We start from the raw sequence: 20,025 nt of genomic DNA on the forward strand, positions 1-20,025 counted from the left end.
ATTCTACTCGGCATCCGCCATCAGGCCTTAATAGAAATTTTTTGCCCTTCAGAAAAGTCATACATCACAAATCAGTTTGTGAAATATCATTTAGCATTTATTATCATTTGCACTGGAGTCGTATTCGCGCAGCGAGGAAGCGCAACGTTGTTGCCCCCTTCCTCACATTGACGCTTCGCCGTCCGGATCGACCATGCCCACTTGTACCCGACTCGCCGTGCCGTTTCGCCCGTCCCTGCTCGCCCTGTGCTGCTCCCTGAGCTTTGCTGTCCACAGCGCCCCCCAACAAGCCCCGCAGGATGCGAGCAATGGCCAGGCCCTGGAACTGGGGGCAACCAGCATCAGCGCCGAATCCATCATCCCCGGCGCCCTGCCCCCGGTGTACGCCGGCGGCCAGGTCGCACGCGGCGGGCAGTTGGGGGTCTTGGGCAACCAGGACATCATGGACGTGCCGTTCAGCATGGCCTCCTACACCGAACAACTGATTCGCGACCAACAGGCCGAGACGGTGGGCGATGTACTGCTCAACGACTCGTCCGTGCGCCAGGCCTCGGGTTACGCCAACCAGTCGCAATTGTTCGTGATTCGTGGCCTGCCATTGAATGGCGACGACATTTCCTACAACGGTCTGTACGGCATCCTGCCCAGGCAGATCATGTCCACCGACGCCCTGGAGCGGGTGGAAGTGTTCAAGGGCCCCAACGCCTTTATCAACGGGGTAACGCCCTCCGGCTCCGGTATCGGCGGCGGCGTGAACCTGCAACCCAAGCGCGCCGACGACGTGCCGCTGCGCCGCTTCAGCACCGATATCAGTAGCGAAGGCCGGATTGGCCAGCACCTGGATCTCGGCCAGCGTTTTGGCGAAGACAATCGTTTTGGGGCGCGGGTGAACCTGTCCCAGCGTGAAGGCGATACCGCCACCGACAATGAGAACCAGCGCTCCAAGCTGTTTGCCGTTGGCCTGGATTACCGTGGTGATGCATTGCGCCTGTCGGGGGATTTCGCGTATCAGAAGCAGCGCGTCAATGGCGGGCGCAACTCGGTGTTCCTCGGCCCCCTGGTGACCCACGTACCCGACGCCCCTTCCGCCGACACCAACTACGCGCCGCGCTGGAGCGCAACCAATATTGAAGACACCCTGGGCATGCTGCGCGCCGAGTACGACCTGAACGACAACTGGACCGCCTACGCGGCGGGCGGTGCCAAGCATACCCGGGAGATGGGCCGGTATTCCTCGGTGACCATCAACGACAACCTGGGCAATGCCCAGACCAGCGCCTCGACCATCGCCCACGAAGAAGACAACAGCAGCGCCATGGCCGGCTTGAAGGGCAATTTCCAGACCGGGCCGGTGAGCCACCGCCTGAATTTCGGCCTGGCCGGGATCTGGACCGAGGCGCGCAACGCCTATGTGTTCGACAGCGCCAAGACCAGCACCAATATCTACAACCCGGTAACCGGCGCCGAACCGCGCCTGAACAGCCCGCGCAATACCCCTGGCACCGACTTCAGCGACCCGACCATCACCGCCAAGACCTTCATGCGCAGCGCGGCGGTGTCCGACACCGTTGGTTTTATCGATGATCGCTTGTTGGTCACCCTGGGCCTGCGCCATCAGCAAATGGTGGTGCAGGGCTACAACTATATGAGCGGCAGCCGCACGGCCAACTACGATCAGTCGATCACCACACCGGTGTACGGCATTGTGTTCAAGCCTTGGGAGCATGTGTCGCTGTATGCCAATCGGATTGAAGGTTTGGCCAAGGGGCCTGTTTCGCCGGTTAACTCCTCTGGGCGTACGGTGATTGGCGGTGGCCAGGCGTTCGCGCCGGCACGCTCCAAGCAGATCGAGGCCGGGGTCAAGGTTGACATGGGCACCTACGGCGCGACCCTGGGCGTGTATCGCATCGAGCAGCCCGGCGCCGGCTACACCCAGATCATCGATGCCACCACTGCACGCTTCGTGCGTGAAGGCGAGCAAATCAACAAAGGCGTAGAGCTCAACGTATTCGGCGAACCGCTGGCCGGCCTGCGCTTGCTCGGCGGTGCGACGGTGATGAAAACCGAGCTCAAGGGCACCCAGAACGGCGCCAACGACGGCAACCGCGCGATTGGCGTGCCGTCGTTCCAGCTCAATGCCGGTGTGGAATGGGATGTGCCGGGCCTGCAAGGCGTGACCCTCAGCGGGCGCATGTTGCGTACCGGCGGGCAGTACGTGGATGCCGCCAACAACCTCAGCCTGCCGGCCTGGAACCGCTTTGACCTGGGCGCACGCTACAACTTCAAAGTGGAGCAGCGCGACGTCACCCTGGGGCTGAACGTGGACAATGTGGCCAATACCAAATACTGGGAGTCGGCAATGGGCGGCTACCTGACCCAGGGCGACCCACGGGTGGCCAAGCTGTCGGCGAGCATCGAGTTCTAACCGGCACTTTACTCAAGGCAGCAAAGATTAAAGGTGGGAGCTGTCGAGCCCCGGCGAGGCTGCGATGGCGGTGGGTCAGTCACCATCAATGCTGGCAATGCCGCCGCCATCGCAGCCTCGCCGGGGCTCGACAGCTCCCACAAGGGATCGGCGGCGCCTCCAACGTTGTATCAGACGATTGGACAGTCCTGTCCCAACTGCGTAGTTTTCACAGACCGCGCACAAGGACTCTGGCATGGCCCCCGATCTCACCTCCATCGAGCTGTTCCTCAAGACGGTCAAGCTCGGCAGCCTGTCCCGGGCGGCCGAGCAGTCGCACCTCTCGCTGTCAGCGGCCAGCCGGCGCCTATCGTTGCTCGAGCAGCATTTCAAGGTCGCCCTGTTACACCGCTCCTCCACTGGCGTCTCGCCCACGGCGGCCGGCGAGGTGTTGGCCGAGCATGGGTTGGCGATTTTGCGCGCAGTGGATGTGATGCACGCTGACCTCGCCGACTACGCCAAGGGCGCCACCGGCCGCGTGTGCCTGTATGCCAACAGTTCGGCGATGAGCCAGCAACTGCCCCGCCAACTGACCCAGTGGAACGCTCTGCACCCCGGCATCCGCCTGGATATCCGCGAAGAGCGCAGCCGCGAAATCCTGCAGGCGGTGCGCGATGGCGTGGCCGATGTGGGCATCGTCACCACCCAGCCGGGCGGCGAGGACTTGCGCTTTGCCCCGTACTGCCAGGACCGCCTGTGCCTGCTGGTGCCCGATGATCATCCGTTCAAGATGCGCCATGCGCGCTTTGCCGATTTGCTGGGCTATGACTTTGTGGGCCTGGAGGATAACGCCGCCATCACCGCGCTGATCACCGAAGCCGCCGCCGCGATTGGCATGCCGCTGCGCCTGCGGGTGCAGGTACGCAGCTTTGAAGCGGTGTGCCGGCTGATTGCCGCCGGGCAAGGGGTTGGCGTACTGCCCCAGGGCGCGGTGCAGATCTTTCGCAAGGAGATGGCCTTGCGCTTTATCGAAATCGACGACCCTTGGGCCGACCGCCAGATGTACCTTTGCATGCGCCAGCAACAGCCGTCTCCGACGAGCCTGGCGTTATTCGACTACCTGGTTACCTGCCACTGCGACTGATCACTGGCCTTCGATTTTTGCGAAGGCCGCTTCCGTAATCAGCAATTCCCCCACCGCTGCACCTGTGCCAAGAATGTCCCCGCCTCACTGACAACAACAAAAACAGGAGACACGGCGTGTCCAATTCCACGACCAGCACCCGCCATCGTATTGCGGTGATTCCCGGCGACGGTATCGGCCGCGAGGTGGTGCCCGAAGGCCTGCGCGCTCTGGAGGCCGTCAGCCGGCGCTTCGGGATTGCCTTTGAGTTCGATCACTTTGCCTGGTGCAGCGAGCACTACCTGGCCCACGGCACCATGATGCCGGACGACTGGGCCGAGCAGATCGGCAGCCATGATGCGATCTTCTTCGGCGCCGTGGGTGCCCCGGACATCATCGCCGACCATACGGCGGTGTGGGAGTCGCTGCTCAAGATCCGCCGCCAGTTCGACCAGTACGTCAACATCCGCCCGGTACGCCTGATGCCCGGCGTGCCCTGCCCGCTTGCCGGCCGTGTGCCGGGGGATATCGACTTTATCGTGGTGCGCGAAAACACCGAGGGCGAGTACTCCAGCGTCGGCGGGCGGATGTGGGAAGGCACGCCGCGCGAGATCGCGGTGCAGGAGTCGATCTTCTCCCGCGAAGGCGTGGACCGGGTGGTGGACTATGCCTTCAAACTCGCCCAGCAGCGACCACGCAAGCACCTGGTGGCCGCCACCAAATCCAACGGCATTTCCATCACCATGCCGTTCTGGGACGAGCGGGTGAACCTGATCGCCCAGCGCTACCCGGACGTCAAGAGCGCCAAATTCCACATCGACATACTGTGCGCACACTTTGTGCAGCACCCGGACTGGTTCGATGTGGTGGTGGCCTCCAACCTGTTTGGCGACATCCTCTCCGACCTCGGCCCGGCCTGCACCGGCACCATCGGCATTGCCCCCTCGGCCAACCTCAACCCCGAGCGGCGCTACCCGTCGCTGTTCGAGCCGGTACACGGTTCGGCGCCGGACATTGCCGGGCTGGGCGTGGCCAATCCCATCGGGCAGATCTGGTCGGCTGCGTTGATGATCGAGCACCTGGGCAATGGCGACCCGCTGTACCAGCAGGCCGCAGCAGCGATTGTCTCGGCCATCGAGACGGTGCTTGCGCAAGGCCCGCGCACCCGGGAAATGGGCGGCAGCGCCAGTACGATCGAAGTGGGCGTGGCCATCGCCGAATGCATCGCCGGGAACAGGAGCTGAACATGATCAACGCACATTACATCGCCAACCAATGGCAAGCCTCGACGTCCCTGGAAGACATCCCGGTGATCGATCCCAGCAGCGGCGAAACCTACTCCAGCATCGCCCGGGGCACCGCTGCCGATGTGGACGCCGCCGTCCGCGCCGCGCGCCTGGCCGTAGGCGAAACCTTCGATGGCCCGTGGGGCACGTTGTCGGCCCTGGAGCGCAGCCGCCTGCTGGCCAGGCTTGGCGCGGCGGTGCTGGAGCATCACGAAGAACTGGCGCAGATCGAGGCGCGGGACACTGGCAAGGCGCTGAAAGTCGCGCGGGCCGATGCCACCGCCCTCGCCCGTTATTTCGAGTACTACGCTGGCGCGGCCGACAAGTTGCACGGCGAGACCCTGCCTTATCAGAACGGCTACACGGTGCTGACGGTGCGCGAGCCCCATGGGGTAACCGGGCATATCATCCCGTGGAACTACCCGATGCAGATCTTCGGCCGCAGCGTCGGTGCGTCCCTGGCGGCGGGCAACGCCTGTGTGGTCAAGCCGGCCGAGGATGCCAGCCTGTCGTTGCTGCGCCTGGCGCAGATTGCCGCCGAAGTGGGCTTCCCGGCCGGTGCGATCAATGTGGTGACCGGCTATGGCTACGAGGCTGGCGCGGCGTTGTGCAGCCATCCGGGTATCGATCACATCTCGTTTACCGGTTCCACCCTGACCGGCACGGCGGTGTCCAAGGCCGCCGCTGAACGGCACTGCCCGGTGACCCTGGAACTGGGCGGGAAATCACCGCAGCTGGTATTCGCCGATGCCGACCTGGAGGAAGCCTTGCCGGTGCTGGTCAACGCCATTGTGCAGAACTGCGGGCAGACCTGTTCGGCGGGCAGCCGGCTGCTGGTGGAGCGCAGCATTTATGAAGCGCTGGTGGAGCAACTCAGCCAGCGTTTTCGCGAACTGCGCACCGGGCCTTCGGCGCTGGACCTGGACATGGGCCCACTGATCAACCAGAAGCAGCAACGCCAGGTACGTGAGTTCGTGCGCGAGGCCGAACAGGCCGGCATCACGGTGGCCGCGCGCGGCCAGGTGGTGGCCGAGGCCGGCAGTGGTGGTTACTTCCAGGAAGCGGTGCTGTTTCGCGACGTGCCGCCCGACAGCCGCCTGGCCCGGGAGGAAGTCTTCGGCCCGGTGTTGGCCGTGATGCCTTTCGACGAGGAAGCCGAGGCGATCCGCCTGGCCAATGGCACCGAGTTCGGCCTGGTCGCCGGCGTATGGACCCGCGACGGCGCACGGCAAATGCGCCTGGCGCGCAAGCTGCGCTGTGGCCAGGTATTTATCAATAACTACGGGGCCGGCGGCGGGGTTGAACTGCCCTTCGGCGGCGTCAAGGCCAGCGGTTATGGCCGGGAAAAAGGCTTCGAGGCCCTGCTGGGCTTTACCACCTTGAAGACCATTGCGATCAAACACGGCTAAGCCATTGCAACAACAAGAAAGGAGCACACTCCATGCGTCTAGCAAACAAAGTTGCCATCGTCACTGGTGCCGGTTCCGGCTTTGGTGAAGGGATCGCCAAGACCTTCGCCCAACAGGGTGCGCGGGTTATCGTCGCCGACATGAACGCCACCGGCGGCCAGCGGGTGGTCAATGAGATCGCCGCCACCGGCGGCCATGCCCATTTCGTCGAGGTCAATGTGGCCAACGACGAAAGCGTGGGCGCGCTGCTGCGCGCGACCCTGGAGCAATTCGGCGGGCTGGATATCGTCATCAACAACGCCGGCACCACCCACCGCAACCGGCCAATGCTGGAGGTGGACGAGGCCGAGTTCGACCGGGTGTTTGCGGTCAACGTCAAAAGCATCTACCTCAGCGCCAGGCATTTTGTGCCGCACTTTCGCGGCCAGGGCGCCGGCGTGTTCGTCAATATTGCCTCGACCGCCGCGATCCGCCCACGCCCGGGACTGGTCTGGTATAACGGCAGCAAGGGCGCGGTGGTGGTCATGAGCAAGACCATGGCGGCGGAGCTGGGGCCGGACAATATCCGCGTCAATTGCGTGAACCCGGTGGTCGGCGCAACCGCGTTGCTCAGTGAGTTCATGGGCGTGCCGGACACCCCGCAAAACCGTCAGAAGTTCATGGCAACCATCCCCCTGGGACGTTTTTCCACCCCGCAAGACGTGGCCAATGCCTGCCTGTACCTGGCCTCGGACGAAGCGGCCTTTATCACCGGCACCTGCCTTGAAGTCGACGGTGGGCGCTGCGTGTAACTCAACGACCAAAGGGATCGGAGTCGATATGTGCGACTTACATAACAAGAACGAACCGAGCACCAAGCAGCTACTCGAAGGCCTGCCAAAGAACTGGGGTAAATGGGGACCGGACGATGAAGTCGGCGCCCTCAATTACCTGACCGAAACCGAAGTGCTGCGCGGCGTGGCCGCGGTGCGCCAGGGCAAGACCTTCACCCTGCAAGTGCAGATCGGCCATCCGGGCGGCGACCCGATGTGGCCGGCGCGCAACCCGTCGATGCGCTTCAACACCCTGGATCACAGCCACTACCACTTCGGCAAGCAACCCGAAATGACCGGCGGCGCGGCGTATTGCGACGATGTGATCTTCATGCAGCTGCAAGGCTCGACCCAGTACGACGCCCTCGGGCATGCCTGGTACGACAATCAACTGTGGAACGGCTACGACGCCATGAGCACCGTCGGCGGCATGGCCAAGGCCAGTGTGCTGGCGATTGCCGAGCGCGGCGTGGTCGGGCGCGCGGTGCTGATCGACATGGCCCGCCATCGCGGCAAGAAATACCTGGGCCGTGGCGAAACCTTCAACCACCTGGACTTGCTGGCCGCCGCCAAGGCCCAGGGGGTGACCATCGAAAAGCGCGACATCCTGATCATCCGTACCGGCTCCATGGGCGCCTTCTACGAGTATGGCAAGACCGAGTTTTTCAAGGACCTGGTGGAGCCCGGCCTGACCTACAGCCGGGAACTGGTGGAGTGGTTCCACGCCATGGAAATCCCCAACCTGGTGACCGATACCATCGCTAACGAAGTGATCACCGACCCGGTGTCGGGGGTGCAGATTCCGTTGCATTGCGCGCTGATGCGCAACCTCGGCATCGCCTTTACCGAGATCGTGCTGCTGGAGGATCTGGCCGCCGATTGTGCCGACGACGGCCAGTGGAAGTTCCTCTACACCGCCGCGCCGTTGAAGATTGTCGGTGGCAGCGGCGCGCCGGTGAACCCGGTGGTGATCAAGTAGCTCACCAATCGTAGGACACGGCCAGGGACGCAGTGCGCTCCTGGCCGTAATAGCAACCAAAGGAGTAGTTGCAGGACGAGACGTACTCGCGGTCAAACAGGTTCTGCACGTTGAGGCTGGCTTCGGCGCCCTTGAATGTGGGGCTGACGCGGCTCAGGTCGTAGCTGACGGTGGCGTCAAAGACCACGAACGACGGGGTCTTGAAGGTGTTGGCCGAGTCGCCGTACTTCTTCCCGGTATACCGCGCACCACCGCCTACGGTCAGGCCGGCCAGGGTATCGCCGGCAAAGTGGTAGTCGACCCAGGTACTGGCGCTCCAAGGCGCCTGCGCCTCGCTGCGGTTACCCTCTTCGCCGTAGTTGCTCTTGGTATAGATCACGTCCAGGTACGACAGCGCACTGATCAACTCCACCTGGCCAAACCGGGCCTTGCCTTCAAATTCCACGCCCCGCGAGCGCACTTCGCCTTCCTGCAACTGGTATTCGCGATAGACCAGATCGCCGGTCAGGACGTTTTTCTGTTTGATCTGGAACACCGACAAGGTCAGCAGCGACTGGTCGTTGGGCTGGTATTTGAGGCCCGCCTCATACTGCTCGCCTTCCACCGGTTTATAGGCGCCGCCGCCACGCTCCGGGGCCAGCCGGCCGACGCTGGGCAGAAACGACTCGGCATAACTGACGTAGGGCGCCAGGCCAAAGTCGGTGAGGTAAGTCAGGCCGACGCGACGCGTGAGTTGCTTGTCTTTCTGCGACACCGTGCTGTGGTCCAGCAGGTCGCGATTGATCACTTCGGCCCAGTCTTCACGCAGGCCCATGGTGAGGATGAAACGGTCGAACTTGATCTGGTCCTGGGCATACAGACCGGTCTGCTTGACCGTGTTGTTCCACTTGGTGGTCAGTTGCGGCTGGCCAAAGGTGTGGTAGTTGGACGGTTTGTAGAGGTCGATGATTTCTGCGCCGGAGAGGTTGTAGCCCTGATATTTACGGGTGAACTCGCGGTGATCGAAGCCCACCAGCAAGGTGTGTTCCAGGGCACCGGTGGCGAACTTGGCCTGCAGGTTGTTATCGAGGGTGTAGGCGCTGTTGTGTTGGCGCCAGTCGAGCTTGGTGCGGCTGGCGCGGGTGTCGTCGGTGCTGCCATCGGGCAGTTCGACGAAGCGGTTCAGGTAGAAACCTTTGTAGCGGTCGTTGACGTCGGTAAACCGTGCGGTCTGGCGATATTCCAGGTTGTCGTTGAAGGCATGGGAGAAGTCATAGCCCAGCACGTACTGATCGCGAATGTAGTTGTTCCAGTCGGAGTCGCCGAGGAAGGTGTCGCGGTCGATGTGCTGGCCCTTGGAGTTGCGGTACAGGGTGCCAATGGCCGGCAACGCCTGGTAGTCGGCCAGGGATTTGTCACGCTGGATCTGCGCATAGATCGTCAGGGCAGTGTCATCCGTGGGCGCCCAGGTCAGGCTGGGGGCCAGCAAGGTGCGGCTGTCGGTGGCATGGTCGACCATCTCGTTACCGTCGCGGACCAGGCCGATCAGGCGGTAGCTCAAGGTTTTTGCCTCATCGAGGGGGCCGCTGAAATCCAGGGCGCCATTGACCCGGTCGTAACTGCCCAGGCCAAACTTGACCTGGTGCCGGGCCTCAGTGGTGGGCCGCTTGGACACCAGGTTGATCATGCCGCCCGGCTGGTTCTGCCCGAACAGCACTGAGGCCGGGCCCTTGAGCACTTCAATGCGTTCCAGGGTGTAGGGATCGATCTGCGGCGCGCCACCGAGGCTGCCGGCGTAAGGCAGATAGGCGCCATCGAGATACAACAAGGTGGGCGCGAAGCCACGGCTGGTCAGCTCGTCGGCGATGGTGTTGCGATCGGTATAGCCGTTGGTATCGACGCCTGGGGTGTAGCGCAAGGACTGGGTCAGGTTGCGTGCGCCCTGGACCTTGACCTGGTCGGCGGTGACCACGTTGACGGTCTGCGGGATTTCCAGGATCGGTGTATCGGTCTTGGTGGCCGTCGCGCTGCGGGTGGCCACATAGCCATCCACCGGGCCCCAGGCATTTTCTGCTACCAGGCCGGTGACGGTGGTGGCGCCAAGGTTCAAGGCGCCGCCTTCGGGCAGCAGGTACAGGCTCCAGGTGCCATTGTCGGTGACGGTCAGGCCCAGGCCACTGCCGGCCAGCAAGTGTTGCGCGGCCTGTTCAGGGCTGTATTGGCCCTGCAGCGCCGGCGCGCGGCGGCCTTGCAGCAAGGCCGGGCTGACCGACAGCGTGCGCCCGCTTTCCCGCGACAGCCGGCTCAGGCTATCGCCGAGGTCTGCAGCGGGCAGATTGAAATATTGCTGGGTGCTGGCGGCCGTATCGGCCAGGGCGGCCACGGGGTGGCCGACCACCGCCAGGGTTACGGCCAGGGTCAACAGGCAGGGACGGATCATCAAGGGTGCCATAGGGTGAGGATGCTCATTGTCAGGTTGGCGTTCCCTAACCTTGACTCGCGAGATCGGCGACCCCCTCACGCTCAGTGAAAATAATTCCCATTGTCGGCTCAACGCACGTCTATCAGGGTCAACCAGGGGCCGTAGTGACTGATGCGCAGGGGGAAGGTCTGGGCCAGCGACTCCAGGGTTTGCGCCGGATCATCCAGTGGGTACACGCCATAGACGCGTACTTTTGCGGCTTGCTCACTGACCCGCAACACGCCCCGGCGATACGGCCGCAGGGCGTCGATCAACAGGCCCAGGGGCTCATCACGGATATCCACGCGGCCTTCACGCCAGTCCGCGCGGCTGCGTACCGAGAGCAGTACCGGGCGCACATCGACATCGCTGAACCACGCCGCCTCCCCCGCCTCTACACGGCGCTGGCTGCCGCCGAGCGTGGTGACCTGGACGCTGTGCAACTGCACCGAGGTCAGGCTGCCGGTAGCCTCCTGGCGCACCATGAATTGCGTGCCCAGGGCCTGGACTTCGCCCTGGTCGGTGGCGATCACAAACGGCCGGCGCGGGTCGGCGGCGACGTCCACGAACACTTGGCCCTCACGCAGGCGCACCAGGCGACGGCTGTCACTGAAGTGGATGTCCACAGAACTGCGGGCATTGAGGCTCAGGCGGCTGCCATCGGCCAAGGCGAAAGTCTTGCGCTCACCGGTGGCGGTGTGGCGGTCGGCCCACAGGCCATTGAGCGGTTGGGCGCGGTCAAAGATCGCCGCACCGCTGACACCGAACAACATCAGGGCCAGGCCACCGCGCAGTACCTTGCGCCGCGCTTCGGAATCCGGCGTCGCCAGGGCCTGGGTAACGGCGCGCAATTGGCCGGGGCTACGGGCCTCGACGCGCTGCAAATCAGCAATCGGCTGCTGCAGCAAACTGCCCACACGCTGCCAGGCGACAGTGTGCTGGGGGTTGGCCCGCAGCCAGGCTTCGAAGGCTTGACGCAGCGCGGGGTCGTCAGCCCCGGCCTCCAGGCGTAGCAGCCAATCCACGGCGGCGCGGGTGGTGGCGTCCACCTTGGGGCGGCTCATGTCAGGTCCGCCGACTCGGCCAGGCAATGCAGGAAAGCCCGGCGCAGATCACGCTCTACCGTGGCCAGCGACACGCTCAACTGCTGGGCGATGACGGGCTGCGACAAGCCCTCGAGGCGATTGAGCATAAAGATCTGCCGGACACGCGGCGGTAGGCCATTGAGCAGGCGATCGATGCTTTCCAGCGCTTCGCGCACCAGGGCCAGGTCTTCTTCCGAAGGGGTGTAGGCGTGCGGCAACTGCGCCAGGCTGTCGAGGTAGGTCTGCTCCAACCGTTTGCGTCGCCAGAAGCTGAACAACAAGCGGCGCGCCACGGTGCTGAGAAACGCGCGTGGCTCATCGAGTTGATGGAGCTGGCGCGCATCCAGAATGCGGATAAACGTGTCCTGGGTCAGGTCCGCGGCATCTTGCGGGCACTTGAGCTGACGATACAACCAGGCGCGCAACCAGCGATGGTTGTCGTCATAAAGCGTTGCCAGAAGGACCTTGGGATCGGTAGGAGTAGACACGCGGGCAGCCAAGCACGTTAATGATAATTCATCTCATTATCTGCGCAGGCTGTGGCTAAATGCAATCGCTTATCTACCCCAGTGGAACCTCGCTCAAGACGGCTTGACGATACTGGCGCTAGACACGAGGGTCGCCCGATGTCTTGGCCGGCGTGGCGTACTGCGGTTTCAGGTGGCCTTGCTGATCGAGCAACCAGGCATCCATGATCTGGCGCACCACCGGGCCTGCCACCCGGCCGCCCGCCTCGCCGTTTTCAATCATCACTGAAATCACGATCCTGGGGTGCTCGGCCGGGGCGAAGCCGACGAACAATGCGTTGTCGCGGTTGCGCTCGCGAGTCTTCAGGCGGTTGTAGCGCTCGCCCTGCTTGATTGCCACCACCTGCGCGGTGCCACTCTTGCCCGCGATCCGATACTGCGCACCGGCGGCCGACGCCCGGGCAATCCCGCGCGGGTCGTGCATCACCATTTGCATGCCGTGGTTGACCTGATCCCAGTCGCGGGGGTTCTTGAGCACGACATTGGGCATCGGGTTCTCGTCCACGGGTGGCACACCGTCGATGGTCTTGGCCAGGTGCGGACGATTCCACACGCCCTTGTTGGCGATCAGCGCGGTGGCCTGGGCCAATTGCAACGGGGTGACCTGCATATAGCCCTGGCCGATGCCGAGGATCACGGTTTCGCCCGGGAACCAGGGCTGGCGCCGGGTGGCACGCTTCCAGGCCTGGGATGGCATCAGGCCGGCCGACTCTTCGAACATGTCCAGGGAGACTTTCTGGCCAAGACCGAATTCGGCCATGTAGTCGTGCAGGCGATCGATCCCCAGCTTGTGGGCCAGGTCGTAGAAGTAGGTGTCGTTGGAACGCATGATGGCGGCGTCCATATCTACCCAGCCATCACCGCTGTGGTTCCAGTTGCGGTACTTGTGATCAAAGTCCGGCAGTTGGTAGTAGCCGGGGTCGAAGACCCGGGTTTGCGCGGTGACCACGCCACTGTCGAGACCGGCGATGGCCACTTCCGGCTTGATCGTCGAGCCTGGCGCATACAGCCCGCGCAACACGCGGTTGAACAAGGGCCGGTCGAGGGAGTCATGGAGCGCGGCATATTCCTTGAAACTAATGCCGGTGACGAACGAGTTGGGGTCAAAGCTGGGTTTGCTGACCATCGCCAGGACTTCGCCGGTTTGCGGGTCGAGGGCTACTACTGACCCGCGACGGTCGCCCAGGGCTTCTTCGGCGGCTTCCTGGAGCTTGATATCCAGGCTCAGGACGATATTTTTGCCGGGAACCGGATCGGTATGTTTGAGCACCCGCAAGACCCGCCCCTGGGCATTGGTCTCGACCTCTTCATAACCCACATGGCCGTGCAACTGCGACTCATAGAAGCGCTCGATGCCGGTTTTACCAATCGATTGCGTGCCACGGTATTCGACCGAATCCAGCTCCTTGGACTCTTTCTCGTTGATGCGCCCCACGTAACCAATGGAATGCGCAAAGTGTGCACCCAGCGGGTAGTGCCGCACGAACTGCGGCTCGACATCCACGCCTGGCAGGCGGAATTCGTTGACGGCCAATATGGCGATCTGTTCTTCAGTCAACTCATAGAACAACGTCACGGGCACGAACGGGTGGCGCGCTTGCTTCAGGGCCTTGTCGAATACAGCGCGGTCTTCGGGGGGCAGGTGCAGCAGAGCGATGATCGAGTCCAGCTCCCCTTTCAGGTCGGTAGCCCGTTCGCGGGTGATGGTCAGGTTGTAACTGGGACGGTTATCGGCCAGAACCACACCGTTACGGTCATAGATCAGGCCGCGGGTCGGGGTGATGGGCAGGACGTGGACACGGTTGTTTTCGGAGATGGTGGAGTGATAGTCGAACTCCACCACCTGCAGGAAATACATGCGGGCGACCAGGGCACAGGTGATGCCAAGCACCAGTATTGCGCAGGCCAGCAGGCGCTTGTTGACCAGGCGGTGCTCTTTTTCGTGGTCTTTGATCGGTATGGCTTCGGGCATTTCTACAGCATCTCGTTGAATAAGGGTGATGCCGCATCCTGCGGTTGAAAGGCCGTCCCTGAAAAAGCTGCTGCACCTTACCAAAAATACCGAAACACTTTGTATTGAATTGACCGAAGGGTGGTTGGGGGGTGGATAGCAGCGAAGCTGCGGGCTAGTCTTTGCGCGCGCCTTTTCGACCGCCCAAAACAAAACCCCAACTGCTTTCGCAATTGGGGTTTCGGAATTTAATCTTGACGATGACCTACTCTCACATGGGGAAACCCCACACTACCATCGGCGATGCATCGTTTCACTGCTGAGTTCGGGATGGGATCAGGTGGTTCCAATGCTCTATGGTCGTCAAGAAATTCGGGTACTGAGTCGTGGCAAGTGCCTCGCTTCAGAAAATTGGGTATGTGACAGCTTTCGGTGTTTTGTGAGATTCGAACTTTCGGTTCATTTCGTCTTCACACACCGCAATCTGATGCTCTTTCGAGAAACAAATTGCTTGGGTGTTATATGGTCAAGCCTCACGGGCAATTAGTATTGGTTAGCTCAACGCCTCACAGCGCTTACACACCCAACCTATCAACGTCGTAGTCTTCGACGGCCCTTCAGGGAACTCAAGGTTCCAGTGAGATCTCATCTTGAGGCTAGTTTCCCGCTTAGATGCTTTCAGCGGTTATCTATTCCGAACATAGCTACCCGGCAATGCCACTGGCGTGACAACCGGAACACCAGAGGTTCGTCCACTCCGGTCCTCTCGTACTAGGAGCAGCCCCTCTCAAATCTCAAACGTCCACGGCAGATAGGGACCGAACTGTCTCACGACGTTCTAAACCCAGCTCGCGTACCACTTTAAATGGCGAACAGCCATACCCTTGGGACCGGCTTCAGCCCCAGGATGTGATGAGCCGACATCGAGGTGCCAAACACCGCCGTCGATATGAACTCTTGGGCGGTATCAGCCTGTTATCCCCGGAGTACCTTTTATCCGTTGAGCGATGGCCCTTCCATACAGAACCACCGGATCACTAAGACCTACTTTCGTACCTGCTCGACGTGTCTGTCTCGCAGTCAAGCGCGCTTTTGCCTTTATACTCTACGACCGATTTCCGACCGGTCTGAGCGCACCTTCGTACTCCTCCGTTACTCTTTAGGAGGAGACCGCCCCAGTCAAACTACCCACCATACACTGTCCTCGATCCGGATAACGGACCTGAGTTAGAACCTCAAAGTTGCCAGGGTGGTATTTCAAGGTTGGCTCCACGCGAACTGGCGTCCACGCTTCAAAGCCTCCCACCTATCCTACACAAGCAAATTCAAAGTCCAGTGCAAAGCTATAGTAAAGGTTCACGGGGTCTTTCCGTCTAGCCGCGGATACACTGCATCTTCACAGCGATTTCAATTTCACTGAGTCTCGGGTGGAGACAGCGCCGCCATCGTTACGCCATTCGTGCAGGTCGGAACTTACCCGACAAGGAATTTCGCTACCTTAGGACCGTTATAGTTACGGCCGCCGTTTACCGGGGCTTCGATCAAGAGCTTCGCGTTAGCTAACCCCATCAATTAACCTTCCGGCACCGGGCAGGCGTCACACCCTATACGTCCACTTTCGTGTTTGCAGAGTGCTGTGTTTTTAATAAACAGTCGCAGCGGCCTGGTATCTTCGACCGGCATGAGCTTACGGAGCAAGTCCTTCACCCTCACCGGCGCACCTTCTCCCGAAGTTACGGTGCCATTTTGCCTAGTTCCTTCACCCGAGTTCTCTCAAGCGCCTTGGTATTCTCTACCCAACCACCTGTGTCGGTTTGGGGTACGGTTCCTGGTTACCTGAAGCTTAGAAGCTTTTCTTGGAAGCATGGCATCAACCACTTCGTCACCCAAAGGGTAACTCGTCATCAGCTCTCGGCCTTAGAATCCCGGATTTACCTAAGATTCCAGCCTACCACCTTAAACTTGGACAACCAACGCCAAGCTGGCCTAGCCTTCTCCGTCCCTCCATCGCAATAACCAGAAGTACAGGAATATTAACCTGTTTTCCATCGACTACGCTTTTCAGCCTCGCCTTAGGGACCGACTAACCCTGCGTCGATTAACGTTGCGCAGGAAACCTTGGTCTTTCGGCGTGGGTGTTTTTCACACCCATTGTCGTTACTCATGTCAGCATTCGCACTTCTGATACCTCCAGCAAGCTTCTCAACTCACCTTCACAGGCTTACAGAACGCTCCTCTACCGCATCACCCGAAGGTGATACCCGTAGCTTCGGTGTATGGTTTGAGCCCCGTTACATCTTCCGCGCAGGCCGACTCGACTAGTGAGCTATTACGCTTTCTTTAAAGGGTGGCTGCTTCTAAGCCAACCTCCTAGCTGTCTAAGCCTTCCCACATCGTTTCCCACTTAACCATAACTTTGGGACCTTAGCTGACGGTCTGGGTTGTTTCCCTTTTCACGACGGACGTTAGCACCCGCCGTGTGTCTCCCATGCTCGGCACTTGTAGGTATTCGGAGTTTGCATCGGTTTGGTAAGTCGGGATGACCCCCTAGCCGAAACAGTGCTCTACCCCCTACAGTGATACATGAGGCGCTACCTAAATAGCTTTCGAGGAGAACCAGCTATCTCCGAGCTTGATTAGCCTTTCACTCCGATCCACAGGTCATCCGCTAACTTTTCAACGGTAGTCGGTTCGGTCCTCCAGTTAGTGTTACCCAACCTTCAACCTGCCCATGGATAGATCGCCCGGTTTCGGGTCTATTCCCAGCGACTAGACGCCCTATTAAGACTCGCTTTCGCTACGCCTCCCCTATTCGGTTAAGCTCGCCACTGAAAATAAGTCGCTGACCCATTATACAAAAGGTACGCAGTCACCCAACAAAGTGGGCTCCCACTGCTTGTACGCATACGGTTTCAGGATCTATTTCACTCCCCTCTCCGGGGTTCTTTTCGCCTTTCCCTCACGGTACTAGTTCACTATCGGTCAGTCAGTAGTATTTAGCCTTGGAGGATGGTCCCCCCATATTCAGACAAAGTTTCTCGTGCTCCGTCCTACTCGATTTCATGACTAAGAGATTTTCGCGTACAGGGCTATCACCCACTATGGCCGCACTTTCCAGAGCGTTCCGCTAATCTCAAAGCCACTTAAGGGCTAGTCCCCGTTCGCTCGCCACTACTAAGGGAATCTCGGTTGATTTCTTTTCCTCAGGGTACTTAGATGTTTCAGTTCCCCTGGTTCGCCTCTTAAGCCTATGTATTCAGCTTAAGATAACCATCTTATGATGGCTGGGTTCCCCCATTCAGACATCTCCGGATCAAAGTCTGTTTGCCGACTCCCCGAAGCTTTTCGCAGGCTACCACGTCTTTCATCGCCTCTGACTGCCAAGGCATCCACCGTATGCGCTTCTTCACTTGACCATATAACCCCAAGCAATCTGGTTATACTGTGAAGACGACATTCGCCGAAAATTCGATAATACTCAATTTGAGTAACTCACAAATTTTACCTTAGCCTGATCCGTTACCAGTGAAAGTAACGTTCAGTCTATCTTTCTATCACATACCCAAATTTTTAAAGAACGAACTAGTCAAAGACTAGAAATCAACATTCACCATCATAATGATGGAATGCTCATTTCTAAGCTTTATACAAACAGAAGCAGTAGTGGTGGAGCCAAACGGGATCGAACCGTTGACCTCCTGCGTGCAAGGCAGGCGCTCTCCCAGCTGAGCTATGGCCCCGTATTTCTACAGGCGTTTCCCACACAAAATTGGTGGGTCTGGGCAGATTCGAACTGCCGACCTCACCCTTATCAGGGGTGCGCTCTAACCAACTGAGCTACAGACCCAATTTCGGGCTGCTTCTTTTCGTCTTCTTCAATGAATCAAGCAATTCGTGTGGGAACTTATGGAGCAGCTGATGTCGTCGATTAAGGAGGTGATCCAGCCGCAGGTTCCCCTACGGCTACCTTGTTACGACTTCACCCCAGTCATGAATCACACCGTGGTAACCGTCCTCCCGAAGGTTAGACTAGCTACTTCTGGTGCAACCCACTCCCATGGTGTGACGGGCGGTGTGTACAAGGCCCGGGAACGTATTCACCGCGACATTCTGATTCGCGATTACTAGCGATTCCGACTTCACGCAGTCGAGTTGCAGACTGCGATCCGGACTACGATCGGTTTTGTGGGATTAGCTCCACCTCGCGGCTTGGCAACCCTCTGTACCGACCATTGTAGCACGTGTGTAGCCCAGGCCGTAAGGGCCATGATGACTTGACGTCATCCCCACCTTCCTCCGGTTTGTCACCGGCAGTCTCCTTAGAGTGCCCACCATTACGTGCTGGTAACTAAGGACAAGGGTTGCGCTCGTTACGGGACTTAACCCAACATCTCACGACACGAGCTGACGACAGCCATGCAGCACCTGTCTCAATGTTCCCGAAGGCACCAATCTATCTCTAGAAAGTTCATTGGATGTCAAGGCCTGGTAAGGTTCTTCGCGTTGCTTCGAATTAAACCACATGCTCCACCGCTTGTGCGGGCCCCCGTCAATTCATTTGAGTTTTAACCTTGCGGCCGTACTCCCCAGGCGGTCAACTTAATGCGTTAGCTGCGCCACTAAGAGCTCAAGGCTCCCAACGGCTAGTTGACATCGTTTACGGCGTGGACTACCAGGGTATCTAATCCTGTTTGCTCCCCACGCTTTCGCACCTCAGTGTCAGTATCAGTCCAGGTGGTCGCCTTCGCCACTGGTGTTCCTTCCTATATCTACGCATTTCACCGCTACACAGGAAATTCCACCACCCTCTACCATACTCTAGTCAGTCAGTTTTGAATGCAGTTCCCAGGTTGAGCCCGGGGATTTCACATCCAACTTAACTAACCACCTACGCGCGCTTTACGCCCAGTAATTCCGATTAACGCTTGCACCCTCTGTATTACCGCGGCTGCTGGCACAGAGTTAGCCGGTGCTTATTCTGTCGGTAACGTCAAAATTGCAGAGTATTAATCTACAACCCTTCCTCCCAACTTAAAGTGCTTTACAATCCGAAGACCTTCTTCACACACGCGGCATGGCTGGATCAGGCTTTCGCCCATTGTCCAATATTCCCCACTGCTGCCTCCCGTAGGAGTCTGGACCGTGTCTCAGTTCCAGTGTGACTGATCATCCTCTCAGACCAGTTACGGATCGTCGCCTTGGTGAGCCATTACCCCACCAACTAGCTAATCCGACCTAGGCTCATCTGATAGCGCAAGGCCCGAAGGTCCCCTGCTTTCTCCCGTAGGACGTATGCGGTATTAGCGTCCGTTTCCGAACGTTATCCCCCACTACCAGGCAGATTCCTAGGCATTACTCACCCGTCCGCCGCTCTCAAGAGAAGCAAGCTTCTCTCTACCGCTCGACTTGCATGTGTTAGGCCTGCCGCCAGCGTTCAATCTGAGCCATGATCAAACTCTTCAGTTCAAACATCTTTGGGTTTTTAAGAAACCCTAAACTTGGCTCAGCAATCGTTGGTTACATCTTTGATTTCTCGCGGAGTAACTTGTGATGCTGATAATCTTGTTGACTATCAGTCTGACTCCACAAGCACCCACACGAATTGCTTGATTCAGTTGTTAAAGAGCGGTTGGTTAAGATCTTTCGCCTCAACCGAGGCGCGCATTCTACAGCAGCCTCATTTGCTGTCAAGTGATTATTTTCAGAAGTTTCGAGGTTTTCCTCAACAACTTCAACCACTTGCGCTTTCGATCTCTCGTCAGCGGGAGGCGAATTCTACAGCGTTACACGCTGCTGTCAACACCTCTTTTTCAACTTCCTTTTGGCTTCGATGAACTGAAGCAACCTACTGCCGAAAACTACATAACTCTTTGTTTACCAAGGAGTTTTCCGTTTCGACTGCGCCGGAAGTGGGGCGAATTATAGACTTCTAGAATCTGCCGTCAACCATTAATTCAATTTATCTATCGAAGACCCCGAACCCCCTCAGAACCCTCTCTTTATAGAGAG

Annotated in this window: 10 protein-coding genes, 2 tRNA genes and 3 rRNA genes; 6 read left to right on the top strand and 9 right to left on the bottom strand. The window is 59.5% G+C overall.

Going from position 1 to position 20,025, the window contains the following annotated elements; translation table 11 throughout:
- Nucleotides 1-193: 193 nt before the first annotated feature.
- The 6 genes from ACSSVH_RS16275 to ACSSVH_RS16300 all read left to right on the top strand — a co-directional run bounded on the left by ACSSVH_RS16275 (nucleotide 194) and on the right by ACSSVH_RS16300 (nucleotide 8,013).
- Nucleotides 194-2,425 carry a TonB-dependent receptor gene (locus tag ACSSVH_RS16275; RefSeq protein WP_492633480.1) on the top strand — a complete coding sequence of 744 codons (2,232 nt, stop codon included), beginning with the start codon at nucleotides 194-196 and terminating at the stop codon, nucleotides 2,423-2,425.
- A gap of 235 nt (nucleotides 2,426-2,660) precedes the next feature.
- Nucleotides 2,661-3,548, top strand: coding sequence for a LysR family transcriptional regulator (locus tag ACSSVH_RS16280; protein ID WP_492633481.1), 888 nt, complete (start codon nucleotides 2,661-2,663; stop codon nucleotides 3,546-3,548).
- A 116-nt stretch (nucleotides 3,549-3,664) separates the two neighbouring features.
- Nucleotides 3,665-4,771, top strand: a complete 1,107-nt coding sequence (locus ACSSVH_RS16285) for a tartrate dehydrogenase (protein WP_492633482.1) — start codon at nucleotides 3,665-3,667, stop codon at nucleotides 4,769-4,771.
- 2 nt (nucleotides 4,772-4,773) lie between these two features.
- Nucleotides 4,774-6,222, top strand: a complete 1,449-nt coding sequence (locus ACSSVH_RS16290; protein WP_492633483.1) for an aldehyde dehydrogenase family protein — start codon at nucleotides 4,774-4,776, stop codon at nucleotides 6,220-6,222.
- A gap of 32 nt (nucleotides 6,223-6,254) precedes the next feature.
- Nucleotides 6,255-7,013 carry an SDR family oxidoreductase gene (locus tag ACSSVH_RS16295; protein ID WP_169957322.1) on the top strand — a complete coding sequence of 253 codons (759 nt, stop codon included), beginning with the start codon at nucleotides 6,255-6,257 and terminating at the stop codon, nucleotides 7,011-7,013.
- Nucleotides 7,014-7,041: 28 nt separating this feature from the next.
- The gene (locus ACSSVH_RS16300; RefSeq protein ID WP_169957320.1) at nucleotides 7,042-8,013 is read left to right on the top strand and encodes a cyclase family protein; all 972 of its coding nucleotides are present in this window, start codon (nucleotides 7,042-7,044) and stop codon (nucleotides 8,011-8,013) included.
- A 1-nt stretch (nucleotide 8,014) separates the two neighbouring features.
- Here ACSSVH_RS16300 and ACSSVH_RS16305 read toward each other — a convergent pair whose 3' ends face one another.
- The 9 genes from ACSSVH_RS16305 to ACSSVH_RS16345 all read right to left on the bottom strand — a co-directional run bounded on the left by ACSSVH_RS16305 (nucleotide 8,015) and on the right by ACSSVH_RS16345 (nucleotide 19,482).
- Nucleotides 8,015-10,432: a TonB-dependent siderophore receptor gene (locus tag ACSSVH_RS16305; RefSeq protein WP_432754386.1), complete on the bottom strand. Its 2,418-nt coding sequence runs from the start codon at nucleotides 10,430-10,432 to the stop codon at nucleotides 8,015-8,017.
- A 110-nt stretch (nucleotides 10,433-10,542) separates the two neighbouring features.
- Complete coding sequence (locus ACSSVH_RS16310; RefSeq protein WP_492633484.1) at nucleotides 10,543-11,517, bottom strand: FecR family protein; 975 nt, start codon at nucleotides 11,515-11,517, stop codon at nucleotides 10,543-10,545.
- Entirely contained in the window at nucleotides 11,514-12,026 is a 513-nt protein-coding gene (locus ACSSVH_RS16315) for a sigma-70 family RNA polymerase sigma factor (protein WP_057439140.1), read from the bottom strand. Before ACSSVH_RS16315 ends, ACSSVH_RS16310 begins: the two co-directional genes overlap by 4 nt.
- A 118-nt stretch (nucleotides 12,027-12,144) precedes the next feature.
- Nucleotides 12,145-14,037: a penicillin-binding protein 2 gene (mrdA, locus tag ACSSVH_RS16320; protein WP_169957315.1), complete on the bottom strand. Its 1,893-nt coding sequence runs from the start codon at nucleotides 14,035-14,037 to the stop codon at nucleotides 12,145-12,147.
- 231 nt (nucleotides 14,038-14,268) lie between these two features.
- Nucleotides 14,269-14,384: ribosomal RNA gene (gene rrf, locus ACSSVH_RS16325) — 5S ribosomal RNA — on the bottom strand.
- 154 nt (nucleotides 14,385-14,538) lie between these two features.
- Nucleotides 14,539-17,432: ribosomal RNA gene (locus ACSSVH_RS16330) — 23S ribosomal RNA — on the bottom strand.
- Nucleotides 17,433-17,680: 248 nt separating this feature from the next.
- Nucleotides 17,681-17,756: transfer RNA gene (locus tag ACSSVH_RS16335), tRNA-Ala, on the bottom strand.
- Between the two features lie 30 nt (nucleotides 17,757-17,786).
- Nucleotides 17,787-17,863 (bottom strand) — tRNA-Ile (locus ACSSVH_RS16340).
- A gap of 82 nt (nucleotides 17,864-17,945) precedes the next feature.
- A 16S ribosomal RNA gene (locus tag ACSSVH_RS16345) occupies nucleotides 17,946-19,482 on the bottom strand.
- Together the 16S, 23S and 5S rRNA genes with 2 tRNA genes alongside form the textbook arrangement of a ribosomal RNA operon.
- Between the last annotated feature and the right edge of the window lie 543 nt (nucleotides 19,483-20,025).

The organism is Pseudomonas sp. HC1(2025) (assembly GCF_058742075.1).